This is a genomic window from Virgibacillus litoralis, assembly GCF_017873675.1.
Classification (GTDB): domain Bacteria; phylum Bacillota; class Bacilli; order Bacillales; family Amphibacillaceae; genus Lentibacillus; species Lentibacillus litoralis.
The window spans coordinates 108,215-128,454 of record NZ_JAGGKK010000003.1 but is presented as its reverse complement, the minus strand read 5'-3'; the positions used below and the strand labels follow the sequence as shown (position 1 = coordinate 128,454).

Annotated in this window: 20 protein-coding genes; all 20 read left to right on the top strand. The window is 36.5% G+C overall.

All coding sequences use genetic code 11. From position 1 onward, the window contains the following. Positions 1–20: 20 nt before the first annotated feature. The 20 genes from fliW to J2Z82_RS04300 all read left to right on the top strand — a co-directional run bounded on the left by fliW (position 21) and on the right by J2Z82_RS04300 (position 20,149). On the top strand, positions 21–470 hold the full coding sequence (gene fliW, locus J2Z82_RS04395) for a flagellar assembly protein FliW (protein WP_209479568.1): 450 nt from the start codon (positions 21–23) through the stop codon (positions 468–470). 2 nt (positions 471–472) lie between these two features. Then, complete coding sequence (gene csrA / locus J2Z82_RS04390) at positions 473–703, top strand: carbon storage regulator CsrA (RefSeq protein ID WP_209479567.1); 231 nt, start codon at positions 473–475, stop codon at positions 701–703. A 94-nt stretch (positions 704–797) separates the two neighbouring features. After that, positions 798–1,148: a flagellar protein FlaG gene (flaG, locus tag J2Z82_RS04385; protein WP_209479566.1), complete on the top strand. Its 351-nt coding sequence runs from the start codon at positions 798–800 to the stop codon at positions 1,146–1,148. Positions 1,149–1,163: 15 nt separating this feature from the next. Then, positions 1,164–2,705: a flagellar hook-associated protein 2 gene (locus J2Z82_RS04380; RefSeq protein ID WP_209479565.1), complete on the top strand. Its 1,542-nt coding sequence runs from the start codon at positions 1,164–1,166 to the stop codon at positions 2,703–2,705. Between the two features lie 21 nt (positions 2,706–2,726). Further along, positions 2,727–3,128, top strand: a complete 402-nt coding sequence (fliS, locus tag J2Z82_RS04375) for a flagellar export chaperone FliS (RefSeq protein ID WP_209479564.1) — start codon at positions 2,727–2,729, stop codon at positions 3,126–3,128. Then, positions 3,128–3,481 (top strand): flagellar protein FliT, encoded by a 354-nt coding sequence (locus tag J2Z82_RS04370; RefSeq protein WP_209479563.1) that lies wholly within the window; start codon positions 3,128–3,130, stop codon positions 3,479–3,481. The genes fliS and J2Z82_RS04370 overlap by 1 nt, the downstream gene beginning before the upstream one ends. A gap of 201 nt (positions 3,482–3,682) precedes the next feature. After that, a complete protein-coding gene (gene hpf / locus J2Z82_RS04365) occupies positions 3,683–4,234 on the top strand; it encodes a ribosome hibernation-promoting factor, HPF/YfiA family (RefSeq protein ID WP_092491974.1) in 552 nt (183 codons plus the stop codon). Positions 4,235–4,663: 429 nt separating this feature from the next. Then, positions 4,664–4,819: a hypothetical protein gene (locus J2Z82_RS04360; RefSeq protein ID WP_175476714.1), complete on the top strand. Its 156-nt coding sequence runs from the start codon at positions 4,664–4,666 to the stop codon at positions 4,817–4,819. Between the two features lie 290 nt (positions 4,820–5,109). Continuing rightward, entirely contained in the window at positions 5,110–7,623 is a 2,514-nt protein-coding gene (gene secA, locus J2Z82_RS04355) for a preprotein translocase subunit SecA (RefSeq protein ID WP_209479562.1), read from the top strand. A gap of 70 nt (positions 7,624–7,693) precedes the next feature. Then, positions 7,694–8,795 (top strand): peptide chain release factor 2 gene (prfB, locus tag J2Z82_RS04350; protein WP_209479561.1). Its coding sequence is split into 2 segments (ribosomal slippage): positions 7,694–7,765 and positions 7,767–8,795, totalling 1,101 coding nucleotides; the frame shifts between segments, so codons are not numbered across the junction. Between the two features lie 187 nt (positions 8,796–8,982). Next, positions 8,983–9,366 carry a cytochrome c551 gene (cccB, locus tag J2Z82_RS04345; RefSeq protein WP_209479560.1) on the top strand — a complete coding sequence of 128 codons (384 nt, stop codon included), beginning with the start codon at positions 8,983–8,985 and terminating at the stop codon, positions 9,364–9,366. Between the two features lie 383 nt (positions 9,367–9,749). Next, on the top strand, positions 9,750–10,436 hold the full coding sequence (gene ftsE, locus J2Z82_RS04340; RefSeq protein WP_092491978.1) for a cell division ATP-binding protein FtsE: 687 nt from the start codon (positions 9,750–9,752) through the stop codon (positions 10,434–10,436). Continuing rightward, positions 10,426–11,319 (top strand): permease-like cell division protein FtsX, encoded by an 894-nt coding sequence (ftsX, locus tag J2Z82_RS04335; RefSeq protein ID WP_092491979.1) that lies wholly within the window; start codon positions 10,426–10,428, stop codon positions 11,317–11,319. The genes ftsE and ftsX overlap by 11 nt, the downstream gene beginning before the upstream one ends. A 46-nt stretch (positions 11,320–11,365) precedes the next feature. After that, positions 11,366–12,676 (top strand): murein hydrolase activator EnvC family protein, encoded by a 1,311-nt coding sequence (locus J2Z82_RS04330; protein ID WP_209479559.1) that lies wholly within the window; start codon positions 11,366–11,368, stop codon positions 12,674–12,676. Between the two features lie 203 nt (positions 12,677–12,879). Further along, complete coding sequence (locus J2Z82_RS04325) at positions 12,880–14,340, top strand: S41 family peptidase (RefSeq protein ID WP_209479558.1); 1,461 nt, start codon at positions 12,880–12,882, stop codon at positions 14,338–14,340. Positions 14,341–14,474: 134 nt separating this feature from the next. Beyond that, on the top strand, positions 14,475–15,665 hold the full coding sequence (locus J2Z82_RS04320; RefSeq protein ID WP_209479557.1) for a PDZ domain-containing protein: 1,191 nt from the start codon (positions 14,475–14,477) through the stop codon (positions 15,663–15,665). 384 nt (positions 15,666–16,049) lie between these two features. Then, a complete protein-coding gene (locus J2Z82_RS04315) occupies positions 16,050–16,571 on the top strand; it encodes a cupredoxin domain-containing protein (RefSeq protein ID WP_209479556.1) in 522 nt (173 codons plus the stop codon). A gap of 23 nt (positions 16,572–16,594) precedes the next feature. Then, complete coding sequence (locus J2Z82_RS04310) at positions 16,595–18,067, top strand: cbb3-type cytochrome c oxidase subunit I (protein ID WP_209479555.1); 1,473 nt, start codon at positions 16,595–16,597, stop codon at positions 18,065–18,067. A 23-nt stretch (positions 18,068–18,090) separates the two neighbouring features. Beyond that, positions 18,091–18,648 carry a hypothetical protein gene (locus J2Z82_RS04305; protein WP_209479554.1) on the top strand — a complete coding sequence of 186 codons (558 nt, stop codon included), beginning with the start codon at positions 18,091–18,093 and terminating at the stop codon, positions 18,646–18,648. A 481-nt stretch (positions 18,649–19,129) separates the two neighbouring features. Then, positions 19,130–20,149: a multicopper oxidase domain-containing protein gene (locus J2Z82_RS04300; protein ID WP_209479553.1), complete on the top strand. Its 1,020-nt coding sequence runs from the start codon at positions 19,130–19,132 to the stop codon at positions 20,147–20,149. Positions 20,150–20,240: the final 91 nt, after the last annotated feature.

The window sequence follows — 20,240 nt, the reverse complement described above, 5'->3', positions numbered from 1 at the left end:
AAAGGATGTTTAAAAATATCATGAAAATAGAGACTAAATATTTAGGTGACATGGAAATAGTGGATAGTAAAATTATTCAATTTCCATCAGGATTACCTGGGTTTATTGATGAAACAAAGTTTGTATTACTGGACTTGCCAGATAATGCTGCCTTTCAAATTATGCAATCAGTTACCACTCCTAGTATCGCGTTCATTGTTACAAATCCATATCAATTTTATCAGAACTATGTAATTGACTTGGACGAGGGTATTATTGATAATCTGCAAATTGAAAATGATAAAGATGTGATTGTATTGGTTATTGTGACGGTAAAAGATCCATTTAATACAAGTACAATAAACTTAAAGGCACCAATAATTATAAATTCACAAACAAAACAAGGGAAGCAATATATTTTAAATATGGATGAATACCCATCCAAGGCTGCAATTGCTCCATCAACTTCCTCCGCCGGGAAAGGGGAATAACGATGCTTGTACTTACTAGAAAGCAGAATGAATCAATCCAAATTGGCGATGATATTGAGATCAAAGTGTTGGCAATTGAAGGTGATCAGATAAAATTAGGAATTGATGCTCCGAAGTCCATAGATATCCACCGCAAGGAAGTTTACTTGGATATTCAGAACCAGAATAACGAAGCGGCTAATGTTTCACTGGATATTCTTAAATTACTGGAGAGTAAAAACAAAGATAGTTAATAGCATATATAAATTATCACTCAAACCTTAACATTACATAACTATAGTCCGATATAAATAGAAAATAGAATAAATACGAGGAGTTGCTTGGGCAATGAAGTTAGAAAATGCACTAACAGGTACTCACCCCTTGCAAAATGAGAAATTCAGCAGGCAAATGTCAGCAGCAAAGGATAAAGTGGCTGAAAAGAAAACTGCTCTACACGATGAAGAAGTCATTAATACTGATAAAGTCAGGACAGTAGTTGATAAATTAAATGAATTTACCGAGTCACTGCGAACAGATCTAAAGTTCGAATATCATGAAAAATTAAATGAATACTATGTAACTGTTGTAAACCCTCTGACAGATGAGGTTATTAAGGAAATTCCACCTAAGAACATGCTTGATATGTATGCAGCGATGGCAGAATTCATGGGGATTCTGGTGGATGAAAAGATTTAAAGGAGTTGTTATGTTATGCGTATTGGTGGTCTAGCTACAGGAATGGATATCGATTCACTTGTAAATAAGTTAATGAAAGCAGAACGGATGCCTTTGGACCGAATGCAACAGGAAAGTACTACACTTACCTGGAAACGGGATGCTTTTCGTGATATTAATAAAAAGTTATTGGAATTAGATGATATGATGCTTAATATGAAACTGGACAGAACGTATAACGCAAAATCAGTCAGTTCTTCTGATGAAGGTGCAGTAACTGCAACAGCATCAACTGGTACTGATGTTGGGAATTACAATATCGAAGTCACCCAGCTCGCAAAATCAGCTATAAATAGCAGTGAAAGCAGTATTGGGTTTGATCCAGAAAAAACACTTACAGAGCTAGAGCAAAATGGTACACTTACTCTTACAGATGCACAAAAAACATTTGAATTCTCTACTTTTGATAAGGATGGGGAGAATGTGCATTCATACACGTTTGAAGCAGATGAATCATTAAATGATCTGCTAAAACGGATTACAAATGATGATAATGATGTGCGAGCTTTTTATGATAATAATACTGATAAAGTGATAATGGAAACAACGAAAACTGGTAATTATAATCAAGATAACTCAAGATATCTTGGTGCTGAAATTGGTTTTAATGGTAGTTCGGAACACTATTTTTTAACTGATGTGTTAAACATTAAAAATGGTGAAGAAGTTAATCCCGGCGAATGGAAAAAGGTAGAAAATGGTGGAACCGATGCTGAATTTAAATATAACGGAATGACAGACATCATGACCTCCCACAACAATTCATATGAATTAAATGGGGTCAACTTTCAGTTTAATGGTGTAGGGACTGCAAATCTTTCAGTGACAAATAATGATGAGGCAACATTTGATTCCATCATGAAATTCGTTGATAAGTATAATGAAGTTGTTGAAGAGTTAAACGGATCGCAACGGGAAGAAAAATTCCGCGATTATAAACCACTGACAGACAAACAAAAAGAGTCCATGTCAGAAGATGAAATCGAGTTATGGGAAGAAAAAGCGAAAAGCGGTATTCTCAGTGGTGAATCAGCAGTTTCTGATGGGTTATTTTCCATGCGAAGCAGCTGGTATTCCAATGTTGATACAGGTGGTGAGATAACCTCACTAACGCAAGTAGGTATTACCACCTCCAGTAATTTCAGAGATGGTGGAAAGTTAATTGTTGATCCAATTGAATTAAAAGCGGCGTTGAACGACAATCCAGAGGGAGTTAAAAAATTATTTTCAAACAGTAGTGAAGATGGCAGTCGTGGACTAATTAACCGGCTGGATGATGCCTTGGATTCAACTAGAGATCAAATCGAAGCACGCGCAGGTGAAGGTACAGATACGCTTGAAAATTATACAATTGGTAAACGAATGAAGGATTTGAATACTCGTATTTCAGATTTCGAAGATCGTTTAGTGCGAGTTGAAAATCGTTATTGGAGCCAATTCACACAAATGGAAAAAGCAATACAACGAATGAATCAGCAATCAGCACAATTAATGTCCCAGTTTGGTGGAGGCGCTTAAACTTTTAAGGAGTGTTACTTTATGGCAGTAAACAAGCATTACCAAGCATATCAGAATAATTCAGTGAACACGGCGTCTGGTGGAGAACTGACCTTAATGTTATATAATGGTTGTATCAAGTTTATTAAACAATCAATTAAAGATTTACAAAATGAAAGTTTTGAAGCAAAAAACACAAATATCCAAAAAGCACAGAATATAATACAGGAATTAATGGTAACATTAGACCCAGAAGTTGAAATCTCGCAACAGATTATGCCTTTATACGAGTATATTAAGTTCCAATTAAAGGAAGGTAACGTCAAAAATGATATTACGCTTTTGGAAGAAGCCTTAAATTATGTTATCGAGTTTAGAGATACTTGGAAGCAGGTAATAATACAAACGCGAAAAACGCAATATGCACAAGGCGCCCAAGTATAATGAACCGACTTCAGAAAACATACGAAGTAACTAGGCAGCTTGAAGACGTGCTGAATGAGAAGATCAGTGGCAAAGATCGTGATACAGTAATTGAACAGGTTAATCATCTGGTTGAACAGAGAGGTGACTTGCTAAGTGAAATCACTCCTCCTTATTCCGAAGAAGAAAAGCAGCTCGGAAAAGAACTTGTTAAACTGAATGAACAAATTAAAGAGAAGATGAATAACTTGTTTGACGATTTAAAAGTGGAAATGAAGCAAGTGAAAAAACAGAAGAAATCGAATCGTACATATGTAAATCCATATGAAAATGTGAAAACAATGGATGGTATGTATATGGATAGTAAAAAATGACTAGAAACTCCTGCTGATCCCAGGAGTTTTTAGCTATTTTTTTAATAAAAAAAGTGCTTGTACTTCAGTGTTCATAGGGTATCTCAAGATCATCCGACAAAAAGTTACAAAATCTGACACAATTATTTGATAGTTTAAGCAGGAAAAGTACAGGGTAACGTAGTATAATAAATACATAAGGATGAAAGGAGGACACTTTTAATGAAGTACAACATTCGTGGTGAAAATATCGAGGTGACAGGTGCAATAAGGGAATACGTAGAAAAGAAGATTAGTAAACTTGAAAGGTACTTTGATACACCCCCAACATCCGATGTACATGTAAATTTAAGTGTCTATAACGATGAACAGAAGATTGAGGTTACGATTCCGATGACTAACCTGCTACTACGTGCCGAGGAGCAGCATATTGATATGTATGCAGCAATTGATCTGGTGGTAGATAAGTTAGAAAGACAAATTCGTAAGTACAAGACTAAAGTTAATCGTAAGTTTAGACAGGAAGGTTCTCCGAAACACATTTTTGCTGAATTGGAAAAAGAGGCATACGACGAAAAACTTGATTCAGATGAAATTGATATCGTCCGAACAAAGCGCTTTAATTTAAAACCAATGGATTCTGAGGAAGCAGTATTACAAATGGACATGTTAGGTCATGCATTTTATGTGTTTACCAATGCTCTATCTGGTGATACAAATGTAGTATACCGACGGAAAGACGGGAGATATGGTTTGATCGAACCTAACAGCTAAAACCTAATAGATAATCACAGGACGGTTCCATATTATTGGGATCGTCCTTCTAAGTTTTAAAGAACAGTTATGTTGTTGTTTTCTGCTAAAGCAGAAAACTGTACTTCTATAACAACAATCGTTACCCAGCATGAAAAAGTGGCATGAAAGAAATATTTTTTGATAAATACTTTTGGGAATCCTATTTACACAAGGATTGAGAAGTGTATTTAATAATTTGTCGAAATTTGTCGTGCGATATGCCGAAATTTAATTTTGGAAATGAATTATTCCCCTTTTTTTGATAAAGCATGGATATAATTGACCAATTTTTTAATTTTCTTGGAATTTTTTGTCGAATTGATTCCTAAAATTGAAAAATGGCAATTAGCATCCTTACATTGTTTCGTGATATAACTGAATTACACAGAAAAGGAAGGGGATTTTGATGTGAGTGGAGTAAAGTATGATGAACTGCTAAGAAGAGTGCAGCAGCATGAAGAAACCATTACGCAACTAGTGGAAATCATAGCTGTTACAAATCGACGCCTTTCAGAATTGGAAAGGAAGCAAAATGAACAGTCGCATACATATTCGCTTACATAATTTTTCCTCTAAGCAGCAAGAGAACTATAGTTTCCACTAATATGCCTCATACTTACCTCATTTTAAAGAACAGTTCACCCCCGAACTGTTCTTTTGTCTATCATTTGTTAAACGATTAAGCTCTTTAAATCAGTTGTCATGAGACTTTAGATACGTTATTATTAATGGTGGACTATCATATTAAAGAGAATTATATTTCAAATAAATTTTATTGGTACAGTTTAAGAATAACGTTGGCCATCTTGTTGGTTGAAGGCTAAGTTTTTCTTATAATACGAGGAGCGTTTTAAATGGCTGGTTTATTGACAAAGATTTTTGGTGATGGAAATAAAAAGCATCTAACTCGACTAGAGAAGAAAGTTGATCAGATAGAGGCATTGGAATCGGCAATGGAAGCTTTATCTGATGAAGATTTAAGGTACAAAACTGATGAGTTTAAACAACGTTATGCAGATGGTGAAACATTAGAGGATATGATGGTTGAAGCATATGCCGTTGTACGTGAAGGATCAAAACGGGTGCTAGGTATGCGTCCGTTCCCGGTACAGCTAATGGGTGCGATTGCATTGCACGAAGGTAATATAGCTGAGATGAAAACAGGTGAAGGTAAAACTCTTGCATCAACTATGCCTGCATATTTAAATGCGATAGCTGATAAAGGCGTTCACATTATTACAGTAAATGAATATCTTGCTGATCGTGATGCGGAAGAAATGGGAGAGTTATATGGATTTCTTGGCTTGACTGTCGGTTTAAATGGGAACGGGTTGACCAAAGAAGAAAAAAGGGAAGCCTACTATTGTGATATAACCTATGGTACAAATAATGAATTTGGGTTTGACTATTTACGAGATAATATGGTTCTTTACAAAGAGCAAATGGTTCAGAGGCCTTTGAATTTCGCAATTATTGATGAAGTTGACTCCATTCTTATTGATGAAGCTAGAACACCTTTAATAATTTCAGGATCTGCACAGAAATCTGCACAGATGTATCAACAGGCAAATTCATTTGTACGAACACTTAAACATGAAACGGATTATACCTATGATGAAAAAACAAAAGGTGTGCAGTTAACAGAAGAAGGAATTAATAAGGCGGAGAGTTATTATAATATAGAGAACTTATTTGACCTAGATCATGTATCTCTTACACATCATATTAACCAAGCATTGAAAGCACATGCATCGATGCATGTTGATACAGATTATGTGGTACAGGAAGGCGAAGTAGTGATAGTTGACCAGTTCACTGGACGTTTGATGAAGGGGCGCCGTTATAGTGATGGACTCCATCAGGCAATCGAGGCGAAAGAAGGATTACAGATTCAGAACGAGAGTATGACGCTTGCCTCTATTACGTTCCAGAACTTCTTCCGCATGTATAATAAACTTTCTGGTATGACTGGTACAGCCAAGACTGAAGAAGAAGAGTTCCGTAATATATATAATATGGATGTTATTGCAATTCCTACTAATCAGCCCATTATCAGAGACGATAAGGCAGATATGATTTATAAATCGATGGAAGGTAAATTCCGCGCGGTTGTAAATGATATTAAAGAAAGATATGAAAAAGGTCAGCCGGTTTTAGTTGGTACGGTGGCAGTTGAAACGTCAGAATTAATCGCTAATATGTTACAGAAGTCTGGTGTTAAACACAATGTGCTGAATGCAAAGAATCACTACCGAGAGGCAGAAATCATAGAGAATGCTGGTCAAAAAGGCGCAGTTACAATAGCAACAAACATGGCAGGCCGTGGTACTGATATTAAACTTGGTGAAGGTGTTGTAGATGTCGGCGGTCTTGCTGTTATTGGTACAGAACGTCATGAGTCACGCCGTATTGATAATCAATTGCGTGGACGTTCAGGGCGTCAGGGTGATCCTGGTATGACACAATTTTATTTATCAATGGAAGATGAATTGATGCGTCGTTTCGGTTCTGACAACCTTCGTTCCATGATGGAGCGACTTGGAATGGATGATGATCAGCCAATTGAAAGTAAGATGGTTTCACGAGCTGTAGAGTCAGCCCAAAAACGTGTTGAAGGAAATAACTTTGATGCACGTAAGACAGTACTATCTTATGATGATGTTTTACGTCAGCAACGTGAAATTATCTACAAACAGCGTTTTGATGTAATAGATGCTAACGAAAATCTCCGCGATATTATTGAGGCAATGATCATATCAACACTTGAGCGCGTAGTTGGTGCAAATACACAAGATGAGCTCGATGAAAATTGGGAACTTAATTCCATTGTGGAGTATGTCCACGGAAACTTATTGGACTATGACGATATATCTGTAGACGACATCAAGGGTAAAGAACCTGAAGAAATAACAGAATTCATCATGGAAAAAGTGAGAAAACGCTATGATGAAAAAGAAGAAGAGCTTACTACTGAGCAGATGCGTGAGTTTGAAAAAGTTATTTTACTCCGTACAGTTGATACGAAATGGATGGACCATATTGACCAAATGGACCAGCTTCGCCAAGGGATTCACCTGCGTGCGTACGGACAAAATGACCCATTACAAGAGTACCAGGCAGAAGGCTTCCATATGTTTGAGCAAATGGTTGTTGCAATAGAAGAAGAAGTTGCTAAATACGTGATGAAAGCACAAATACGTGATAATCTGCAGCGTCAGGAAGTTGCCAAAAACACGCAGGCAGTATCAGGCGGACAGGATGACAAGAAAAAGAGTCGCAAACCATATGTAAAGTCGGAAAATATTGGACGTAATGACCCTTGTCCATGTGGCAGTGGCAAAAAGTACAAAAATTGTCATGGAAAGTAGTAATGAAAGCAGGCACTCCCTAAGTATGGGAGTGTTTTCATTACACGATAAAATTAATGAGGTGAATGTTATGGAACTAGCGGAGATTGGAAATAAAATTGAATTAATGACAAACAGGATTGAAGATTTCAGGGGGTCTCTTTGACTTAGATGAAAAAAGGGAACGTATTGAAGAGTTGGAACAAATGATGACATTCCCAGACTTTTGGGATGACCAGAATGCTGCACAAAAAGTGATAGCTGAAACAAACGGTTTGAAAAGCTATGTAGATAGCTTTGACGAATTAGAAGAGAAGTTAGACAATCTGAAAGTATCTTTTGAATTGGTGAAGGAAGAGAATGATAACGAACTTTTTGCTGAGCTTGAACAGGAAATTCATACAGTACTTGAAGATATAAATAAATTTGAGTTGCAAATGCTTTTAAGTGAACCATATGATGCAAACAATGCTATTTTGGAATTACATCCTGGTGCGGGTGGTACAGAATCTCAGGATTGGGCCAGTATGTTGCTGCGGATGTATCAACGGTGGGCTGATAGCCGAGACTTCTCGGTAGAAACCCTTGATTATTTACCTGGTGATGAAGCAGGGGTCAAGAGTGTTACGTTATTAATTAAAGGCTACAATGCTTATGGCTATCTGAAGGCCGAAAAAGGCGTACATCGACTAGTAAGAATTTCGCCATTTGATTCATCTGGCCGGAGACATACGTCTTTTTCATCTTGTGACGTATTGCCAGAAACTTCAGATGATGTTGATATTGAGGTTAAAACTGAGGACTTAAAAATTGATACGTATCGTGCTAGTGGTGCTGGTGGACAACATGTTAATACAACAGATTCGGCTGTTCGAATTACCCATTTACCCACAAAAATTGTCGTCACTTGTCAATCTGAACGCTCACAAATAAAAAACCGGGAACAAGCGATGAAAATGTTGAAATCCAAGTTATATCAAAAAGAAATAGAACGTCAGCAGCAGGAAGTCGCTGCACTGCGTGGTGAACAAAAAGAAATAGGCTGGGGAAGTCAAATTCGCTCTTATGTTTTCCATCCATATACAATGGTAAAAGACCATCGAACAAACAAAGAAGTCGGTAATGCACAAGGTGTGATTGATGGTGACCTCGATCCATTCATAGATGCTTACTTACGTGCTCAATTAGACTAAGGAATTTTCGGACAGTATGATTCATTAGAAATTCATGAAATTGACACAATTTGGCAAAGTCATTGCCCCCATAAAGTTTGTTTAATTTTGTATAAAAATCGTATTGTCCAATTGTTTTAATTCTTTGTAATTAGGTTATACTAATGCTGATAACCTTTATACTAAATTATGTTAGGGGGGTTTATGCATGAAAAAATGGTTATTCACAATGCTATTTGGTTCAGCGTTAGTGCTCGGTGCTTGTGGCGGTGGCGGAGATGACGGCGGTAACGAGGGACCAGCTGATAATGGTGGAGCCGATACCGAAGAATCTGCAGGGGATGAAGGTGGTGGCTCAGTAGATACTGCCGCTGCTGAAGAACTATATCAAAATAATTGCGCTTCTTGCCACGGTGGCGATCTTTCTGGCGGATCTGGTCCTAAGTTGTCAGCAATTGGTTCAAAATATTCTGCTGATGAAATTGCTGGTATCCTTAAGAATGGTAAAAATGGTGGTATGCCAGCATTTGAAGGTCAGCTATCTGAAGGAGACATAACAACACTTTCTTCATGGCTGGCAGAAAAGAAATAACGTGATTACTTAGCTACTACTAGCTTGTTCTTCTGGATTAGTTTCCAAGGAACAAGCTTTTTTTGGCAGTTAAGAAAGTATAAATCCTTTCTTACTGCATAAGTGCAACTAAGGCACTCGCCATTAAGGCTTGGCGTATGCCAAGTTTTCTAACGTTCATTTTACAGAACTCTTTAAAAAGATACCTTATATGGATAAGTTATTTAATAAGTTAATGAATTGAAATGAAAATGTAATAATTTTTTTCTAAATTTTTTGCTGAAAAATGTTATAATATATATAATTATATACTAGAGACAGAAAAAAAGGGTGTGTAGTATAGAAAAAATAAAACAAAAATCGACAACAAGAATGACTAAATAAAGGTTAAAGGTGATACATAAATGATTAAAATGAAAGATGTATACAAGACATATGCGAATGGTGTTACTGCACTTAATGGCATCAATATAGATATCGACCAAGGCGAATTTGTTTATATTGTCGGGCCAAGTGGTGCCGGCAAGTCTACTTTTGTAAAACTCATGTACCGCGAAGTTAAACCTTCGGACGGTACCATGATTATAAACGAAATTGATATAAATAACATGAAGGAAAAGAAAGTTCCGTATTTACGAAGGGACATAGGTGTTATTTACCAGGACTTTAAGCTGTTACCAAAACTATCAGTCTATGAGAATATAGCATTTGCGTTGGAGGTTATTGAAGAATCACCTCGAAATATTAGAAAACGTGTCATGGATGTTCTTGAACTAGTTGGCTTAAAGAATAAAGCACGTTTTATTCCTGACGAATTATCAGGCGGTGAACAACAACGTGTTTCAATAGCACGAGCTATTGTTAATCATCCAAAGGTTGTTATTGCGGACGAGCCCACTGGAAACCTGGATCCGGAGACATCATGGGGAATTATGCGGATCTTTGAAGAAATTAATGCCAAGGGTACAACGGTTATCATGGCCACCCATAGCAAAGAAATTGTTAACACGATTAAAAAACGCGTTATTGCTGTAGAAGACGGGTTAATCGTGCGTGACGAGCAACGAGGTGAATACGGCTATGAAGTTTAGAACAATGAAAAGGCATTTAAGAGAAGGAATTAAGAATATTTTCCGTAATGGCTGGATGACAGTAGCTTCTGTTGGTGCAGTAACTATAACGTTACTACTTGTTGGAACTTTTCTTGCGCTGATGCTTAATCTTAATTTTATGGCTGAAGGTCTTGAAGAAGAAGTTCAAATTGATGCATTAGTTGAACGTACTGCAAATGAAGAACAAATCCAGGAAATCAGAGGATCCATTAAAGAAATGGAAGAAGTTAAAAGTGTTGAGTTTTCCTCAAAAGATGAACAGCTTGAACAATTAATATCAGGTATGGGGGAAGAAGGAGAATCGTGGGAACTATATAAGCAGGAAAATCCTTTAAGTCACGCATACATCGTTAAAGCTGAAGATCCAACCAATACAGAGGCATTAGCACAGAAAATTAATTCCTTGGACAATATACAGGAAGTGAATTATGGGAGAGACGTTGTCCATCGTTTATTTCAGTTCAATGAATATGCACGAAATATAGGCTTAGCATTAATTGCTGGTTTACTATTTACTGCCATATTTCTCATTTCCAATACGATAAAACTTACGATAATGGCTCGCAGTAAAGAAATTGGAATCATGAAGCTTGTTGGTGCTACGAATGGATTTATTCGCTGGCCATTCTTCATTGAAGGAATGTTGCTCGGAGCATTAGGAGCTGTCATTCCAATAGCTGGAGTTCTATCTGGTTATTACTACCTTGTAAATAATGTCAGTGAAAAGATTACCTATAGTTTTGTAGATTTATTGCCGTTTAATCCATTTGCATGGCAACTTTCGCTCATTATACTAGCTATTGGCGTTTTCATCGGAATTTGGGGGAGCGTCATGAGTGTTCGTAAATTCCTTAGAGTTTAAAGATTTATACCAACGTGTACATTTTCAGAGGGGGAAGAGGAAAGAAATGAAAAAAACTGTTTACATGTTTATTGCTGTATTGATAATAGGTTCAGGTTTAGTAGATTGGCAGAAAGTGTCTGCAGAATCAGCTAGTCAAAAAATTGATGAATTAGAAGAAAAACAAAACGAATTGGATGACAAGAAAAGTAATCTTAACAGTAAGAAGAATAATACAGAAGAAAAGATTGAAGACAATCTTAATAAGCAGGAAAGTGTCGGTAATGATATAGATGCCATCAATCAACAGCTTAGTGAAACAAGAAACAAAATTAAGTCAAAGGAAAGTGAAATAACTGCAACAAATAATGAAATAAAAGATCTAGAAAAACAAATAAAAGAAATAAACCAAAAGATTGATCAGCTAAAAGAGGAAATAAAAGCAATGAGAGAGCGGATTAAAGAACGTGAGAAGATGCTAAAAGACCGTCTTCGTGCTATTCAGTCAAATGGTGGAAACATGAAGTATATGGAAGTTATTCTAGGATCACGCAACTTTGGTGACTTTATCAGCAGAACTTCAGCAGTAAACACGATAATGGACCAGGACAAAAATATTATGGAAGAACACATGGCAGAAAAGAAATTGATGGAAGAAAAGAAAGTAGAAGTGGAACAAAAGAAAGATGAAATAGAACAAAAGAAAGCAGAAGTCGAGGAGAAGAAAGCTTCACTTGTGAACCAAAAGAGTGAGTTAGAGTCGTTAAAATCTACATTAGACGATCAGGCTGCAGAGAAAGAGAAACTAATGGCTGAGCTTGAAGAAGAACATAATCATTTGGAAGAATATAAAATGAGTTTAGCTGAGCAAAAACAAGTTTTAAATGATCAAGCTGCTGTTATAGAAAAAGCTAAAAAGTCAGCTCTTGCACAACTTGCAAAAGAAAAGAATAAAAATTCCTCATCTAGTGGTGCAAGTCTAAGCGCGGGTGGAAGTGGAATTTTCAGTTGGCCATCACAAGGTAGACTATCTTCCAGGTACGGTTCAAGAAGTCTGGGGTACCACTATGGATTGGATATTGCTGCATCGACAGGAACTACCATACAAACTGCTGCTGCAGGTGTTGTAACAAGATCTGCTTATTCAACTAGCTATGGAAATGTTGTGTATGTTTACCATCCGCAATATAATAAGTCTACTGTTTATGCACATATGTCAAGCCGTTCTGTTGGATATGGTCAAAATGTATCAGCAGGACAGAAATTGGGAGAAGTAGGTAATACTGGGAGATCATTCGGAGCTCATCTTCACTTTGAGGTCCATAATGGAGAGTGGAGCCAACACGGTGGTATAAATCCAATGCCATTTCTAAAGTAATTTTTATGAATGTATTTGCAATTTGATTGAATAAACTATAATATTAAAGGCATCGCACATTACGGTGTGATGCCTTTTTAGATATAAAAAGTATAAACCGACATAGAAGAACTTAACTAGTATTAATGTAATTCATTTATGGTAGTCTTATGCTTTTTACTGGAAAGACCCATCATCAAATACATAAAAGTTGGGGTGAAAGAATGAATCTTCGTAAGCAACATATTATAATTATTTTATTTGCTGCCTTACTCTTAGGTTTTGCAGGTGCGTATTTCGGTGTTAAGTTAGCACAGCCTAATACTATGCCAGAACAGTCACAACAGACTAAAGTAGACATTCCAGGTACATCTCAGGAAACAAGTGCGCCACCAGAAAATATCGAGAAGGTATCACAAGCCTTTAATTTAATAAAAGAAAACTATCTGAATGATGTAAAAGATAAGCAGTTAATTGAAGGTGCTATCCAAGGCATGCTCACAACGTTGGAGGATCCATATAGTTCTTATATGGATGTGGAAACAATGGAACGGTTTAACGAAACAATTGAATCTTCATTTGAGGGAATTGGTGCTGAAGTTAGTACAGTCAATGGGAAGGTGACAATTGTTGCCCCTATTAAAGATTCTCCTGCGGAAGAAGCAGGACTTAGGCCAAATGATAAGATCCTAAGCGTTGATGACGAAAGTGTCGTTGGTATGGATTTATATGAAGCGGTCGAAAAAATACGGGGAGAAAAGGGCTCAGAAGTTGTACTTGAAATTCAACGTACTGGTGTATCAGACCCATTTGATGTGAAAATTGTTCGCGATGATATTCCAGTGGAAACGGTGTATTCAGAGGTGAAGACAGTTGACGGCAAGAAGACTGGTGTTATTGAGATAACAACTTTCTCTGAAAATACTGCAAAGGATTTCTCCAAGGAGCTTAAAAAGCTGGAAGGTAAGAACATAGAAGGGTTAGTTATAGATGTACGAGGTAACCCTGGTGGACTATTGACAGCCGTTGAGGATATTCTGAAGTACTTTATTCCTAAGAATATGCCTTACTTACAAATTGAAAATCAAAAAGGTGAAAAATCTAAGTCATTTTCGGAACTAGAAGAGAAAAAACCATATCCAATTAGTGTGATTATTGATGAAGGAAGTGCCTCAGCATCTGAAATTCTTGCTGTTGCGATGAAGGAAGCAGGCTATGATGTAGTTGGTACTAAAAGTTATGGGAAAGGGACTGTTCAACAAGCAGTTCCAATGGGTGACGGTAGTACAATTAAACTGACTTTCTTCAAGTGGCTCTCACCGGACGGTACATGGATTCATGAAAAGGGTGTTAAACCAACAGAGAAAGTGGAGCAACCAGATTATTATTTCACAAATCCTGTTCAAGTTGAAGATTCTATCGCTTATAACCATACGGGTGATAAGGTGAAGAATGTCCAGGTAATGCTTAAAGGTTTAGACTATAAGCCTGGCAGAACAGATGGATATTTCAGTAGAAAAACTGAAAAGGCTGTTCAAGCGTTTCAAGCTAACAATGATTTGGAAGTTACTGGTGAAATAAATGAAAAGACTGCTGGGCAAATACAGGCAAAAATAGTTGAGAAAGTTCGGAATGGTGATGACGATCGACAAAAGGAAAAAGCATTAAACGTTTTATATGAATAGATATGCTGTCCGCGGGTAATGCCCGCGGATTTCCTTTTTTAACAAAGATTTAATTCTGGCAGGAATTGAATCGACAAATATCGAATATAGGTAAAGAAGACTATGTATTGCATCCGTGCTGGAAGGTGATTATATTGGCAGAATCTTGGTTTATAGAAATAGCAAAAGGTATAGGAAGGCTTTTTTTGAATCCCGTGTTCTACTGGACATTTGTATTGATTTTATTAGCTGGATACAAACGGATTCACAGAGAGCGAATTAATTTTGGGTTTAAATTATTTGATGTGTTTTCAGAATGGAAAAATACGTGGTTCCTATCCATTTTCTCAGGATTACTCATTTCCATCGTCCTTGTTGGTTCTGGTATGATTTTTTCCTATGAGACAATTATTCTCTTGAGTATAGTGACGATTGGGCTGAGTATAACTTTGCGATTCTCAATGCTTTCAGCAAGTTATACTATTGGTATTACATATATGATTCTTTTATTAATGCCATTTATACTTGAACAACAAAATATTGTAGAGGATGACATGTTTTCAAATACAAATTTTGTCGGTTTAAGTTTACTAGTTGCCATATTTTTATCTGTTGAAGCATTTCTTATGAAACGTATCACCCGCAATACAACCTTTCCGGATCTGGAACTTGGACGTCGTGGAGTATGGACAGGTATGCATCATATTAAAAAGTTAAGTATAATTCCATTCTTTGTTGTGATACCATCTGGACTTATTACACCAATTGTACCATTTTGGCCATATTTTGGAATGAATGGTGAAACTTATAGTTTGTTGCTTGTACCGTTTTTATTGGGCTTTGATCATATTGTAAGAGGATCTATTCCAGAAAAAGCTGCAGTACATATCGCGAGATCAATTCATATTCTGAGTTTGTTTGTATTGATGCTTGCGGTTGGAAGTATTTATGTAGGCTGGCTATCGTTAGTTGCAGTGGTAGTGGCGATATTAGGGAGAGAGTATATCAATTACAAGCATCGCATATCAGATAAAGAAAAACCTAATTATTTTAATAAAAATGAGCGTGGTTTAAAAGTGCTGGCAATCATTCCAGGAACTCCTGCTGATCGATTAGGAATTCTTGTTGGTGAGACAATTGTTAAGGTGAATCGCCAAAATATAAATAATATGGATGAGTTCTATTATGGGTTACAGGATAGTGGCGCATTCTTTAAGCTAGAAATTATTGGTGATAATGGAGAAATACGATATGTGCAAAGTGCATTATATGAAGAGGATCATCATGAATTAGGAATTATTAGTACAAGTAATCGCTACCAGAACAATCAGACAGAAGCAAATTGATTTTCAGTTGAATCTTAATAGAGGTAATGAAGTATATGCGCAAGTACTTCATTACCTCTTTTTTTCGCAATTAAAATTTATAAATACATAAGTGAACGAAGGAACTCGCCATTAAGAGTTGCACTCCAATGTATAAGGGGTTCTAAGACAGCAGAATTGATCTTCTAAGAAACCCCGTTAAAGAATGCTTGGATTTATAGTGAAATAAGAGTTAAACACTATTATAACAGTAAAAACAAATATAACTGTTTATTCACAAAATAGTTTTAAATCAGTGATTTGAATCACTCGTGAATGTCTTTAATTTTCGTATGATGAACCAGATCATAATACTAATGATTTAGTACTTTATGATTAGGTAACATATACGGGAGGTTATTTAATATGGTGCAAACAGTTGCGTGGATTGTTAGTTTATTCTTCATGCTTATGGTTGTAGCGGTTTTTAGCTTTGTAGCGTGGAAGTCCAAGGAAAAGAGAGAGTATGAACCAATTAAGAAGAAATGGTATAAGGCTCGTACATTTTATGGAATCACTTTAGTATCCTTAATGTTGATCATCACTATTTATACGTTAAGAGAATTACCTTATAATCAACCAGTTTATGGTGCTGGAAATGATCCAACAATAGTTGATGTAGAAGCACTTCAATTTGGCTGGAATATGAGTCAAACAAAATTCTTAGTAGGTGAACCTGTTGAATTTCACGTAACAAGTAAAGACGTTAATCACGGTTTTGGGATTTATGATGAAGAGATGAATATGATTGCTCAGACACAAGCTATGCCGGACTATACCAACAAAGTGTATATTACATTTGATGAACCCGGAACATATGAAATTTTATGTCTGGAGTACTGTGGTACAGCCCATCATTTAATGAAAACAAAAATTGAAGTTAAGTAATAAAAAGGTGGAGGTGCAAAAAGATGGAAACAACAATGAAGTCTCGTAGTAATTTGGTTGTAAGTTATATAACTGTTGGTGGAATTGTAATTATAGTCATGATGATTTTTGGAATTTTAATGCTATTAGCTCAGGGTGGAGTATTGGATTTACCTGCTACTTCATTTTATCAGTTTCTGACAATTCACGGGACTGGTATGGTTGGTGCTGCGGCATTAGCAGCTGCTGGTGTTATGTGGTATTTCCTTAGCCATTATGTAGATCTGTCAAAAAAGGTTATGTCAATTAACTTAGTACTGTTCCTTGTAGGAGTAGTTATGGTTATCATTGGAGTATTTTCATTTAAGTATGCTAGCTCATGGACATTCCTATACCCATTGCCAGCGCTTTCTGCAAGTGCCTGGGGGACTGTCGGAGCATTGCTTTACTTGTTCGGTATGCTTATATTGGGAATTGGTTTCTTATTATTTTATTTGGATTCTGGTAGAGCTATTATAAAAAAATACGGAAGCCTAGCAAAAGGTTTGGGATGGGATGTTATCTCTGGTAAAAAGTCAGAGAAAGATGCTCCATCAGGTGCTGTTGTGGCAAGTACAATGGTAACAATCGTTAACATAACAGCACTAACAGCAGGTGCAACCGTACTAATTATGAATATAATCAATGTGATTAATCCTTCGATTACATTTGATCCATTATTGGCGAAAAACCTGACATATGCATTCGGACATATTTTTGCTAACTCCATTATTTACATGGGTGTAATAGCGGTATATGAAATACTGCCACGATATACAAATCGTCCTTGGAAATCTAGTAAAGCATTTTTGATTGCATGGACAATGTCAACGGTATTCACGTTAATAATATATACACACCACTTGTTGATGGACTCGGTAATGCCTAATTGGATGTTAATTATGGGACAGATTCTATCGTATGCAAATGGGCTGCCAGTACTTGTTGTAACAGCTTATGGTGCATTAATGATTGTATACAAATCAGGTATTAAATGGGATATAGCTTCAGGTTTAATTTACATGTCTATGTTTGGCTGGATAGTCGGAGTTGTACCTGCAATCGTTGATGCTACCATCGTTGTTAACCATGTTATGCATAACACAAAATGGGTTCCGGGACATTTTCACATGTATATGGCACTCGGAGCATGTGCAATGATTTTTGGATTTATGTATTTTCTTGCAAAGGAAGATAGTAACATGAAGACAAATATGTTGGATAAAATTGCGTTTATTGCCTTTACCCTATCTATTGTTGGGTTAAGTGGATCATTCCTTGTATCTGGGGCATTAAGTACACCAAGAAGATGGGCAACGCACATTCCTGAGTGGATGGCTCCTGCTGTATTTGGAGCAGTTGCGGGTGTGTTTGCAGTTCTATCTGTTACCGTATTTGTAATTCACTTTGTTCGTTATATTAATAAGCGAAATAAAGTGGGCGCAAAAGAAGATTTTAAAGATAAAAAATTGGCGTGACTTGTAGGAGGGGGGATGATCTGATGTTACAGACAAAGTATGGGTTTCTATTGTTCGTATTATTGATCATTCCGCCTATACGTAATTTGATGGAATCCGTAATGGTAGTCCATATGCTTGTACAAATTCCGTTATTGATTATATCTGGTTTGTTGATATCCGGCTATTTTCAGTGCAAGTTTCCAGGCTTTTTTTCTAAGTGGAACAGTAATGGTGTTCCGGGAATTATATTGGTTGTATTTCTTATAACCTATTGGATGATCCCGCGTACATTGGACGAAGCACTGAATATGTGGAATATTGAGCTATTCAAATTTGTCAGTCTACCATTTTTAGTTGGAATTCCGCTTCAGGATAGCTGGAAAAAGCTTAATTCTCTTGGCAGAAGTTTTATTATTTTTACTTTCATCCCAATGTCTGGTTTAATGGCATGGCTGTATATAGACGCTCCTGTTCGCTTATGTAACAACTATTTGGAGGTCGAGCAAAAAGTGCTTGGGTGGGGATTTTTAATTATTACAGTGAGCATTGTTTTGTACATGCTTCAAAATGTGTTTACCGATCATTCGGAAGGCACATAACTAGGGAAATATCTTGGATGAACTATAAATAATAGACCTGTCGGGGTATTTTTTTATTTGGCTCTCTTCATGGATTTTGTTGCTCTTTAATTTGCGACGGTTATGAGGACGCAAAAGCTGTTTAAATTAATTGAAGTGGGTATTCGTAGGACGTAAAAGACCCTGTTGATTGTCGCGATTAATGCTTTTTTGTTAGAAACAACAATTTTGTAGACAATAGCCTTTATATTTTTATACGCGTTTCCATCAATGCTCATTTACGCACAAATTAAGCTTGCAATAATTATTATTAACACTTTCACACAAAGGATTTACACTATATTTACTATTGACATAGATTGTTCACAAATTCACAAGGATTAGTGATTTGAATCACATGTAGGGCTTTAGGTCTATCGTAAACTTAAATTGTAAGGGAGAGATAGTCACAGAATGAAAAGTGAATAGTCACTCCATATACTAAAACAGAGGGGTGTTTTGAATGTTTTTGAAAAAGTTTGGAGCAATTGTTATTGTACTGGTTTTATCCTTATTAATTACCGCATGTGGGTCAGATCTAGTGAAAAATGATGAATCAAATGTGGAACAACAAGAAGACATAACTGTTCAAGCTGCAGCTAAACAAAAGGCAAAAACACCAGAAATTGAAAACATCGGACCACATGAAGGTATTGACCAAGCCCCAGTACCAATTAACGTAGAGCGTGTTGGTGAACATGAAGTAAATATTGAAATGACGTCTCAGATTACCGATATTGAGCTTGATAAAGGAAAAATGTATAAAGCTTGGACATTCAACGGAACTGTTCCTGGACCAGTAATTCGTGTTCAGGAAGGCGACAAACTTACATTCACACTCAAAAACATGGACCCTAAAGTAGATCATTCAGTTGACTTTCATTCTGTATATGCTGCTCCAAATAAAGACTTCACAGACGTGAAACCAGATGAATCAGGAACATTTACTTATGAAGTGGGTTCTCCAGGTGTTTACATGTACCATTGTGCAACAGAGCCCGTTTTACAGCATATCGCAAATGGAATGTACGGAACAATGATTGTTGAGCCAAAAGATGGTTATCCAACAGATAATGAAATTGACAAAGAAATTACAGTTGTTCAAAGTGAGTTTTATAAAGATGGTAATTACAGTGACATGTTAGATGGTGAGCCTGAATATGTTTTATTTAACGGAAGCACACAAGCCGTAAAAGGGGAAATGATTCAAGCAAAAGTTGGCGATAAAATACGTATCAATTTCCTTGATGCTGGGCCAAACGAAGTTTCTAGCTTTCATGTAATTGGTTCTCAGCTTGAAACGGTTTATATTGATGGCGATCCTAGAAATGTACTTAATGGCTTACAAACAGCAATGGTTCCGGTTTCTGGCTCTATGGTTGTTGAATTCACAGTTAAGGAAGCAGGTATTTATCCTTTCGTAACACACGCGTTTGATCATGTTACAAAAGGAGCACTAGGAAAAATTGAAGTTACTGAATAATAGTTAACAAATATTGGTTATGCAAAGGCTCCTGCTCAGTTGAGTAGGAGTCTTCTTCATTGGATTAAAATTCCTTCTATAATATTGCTTT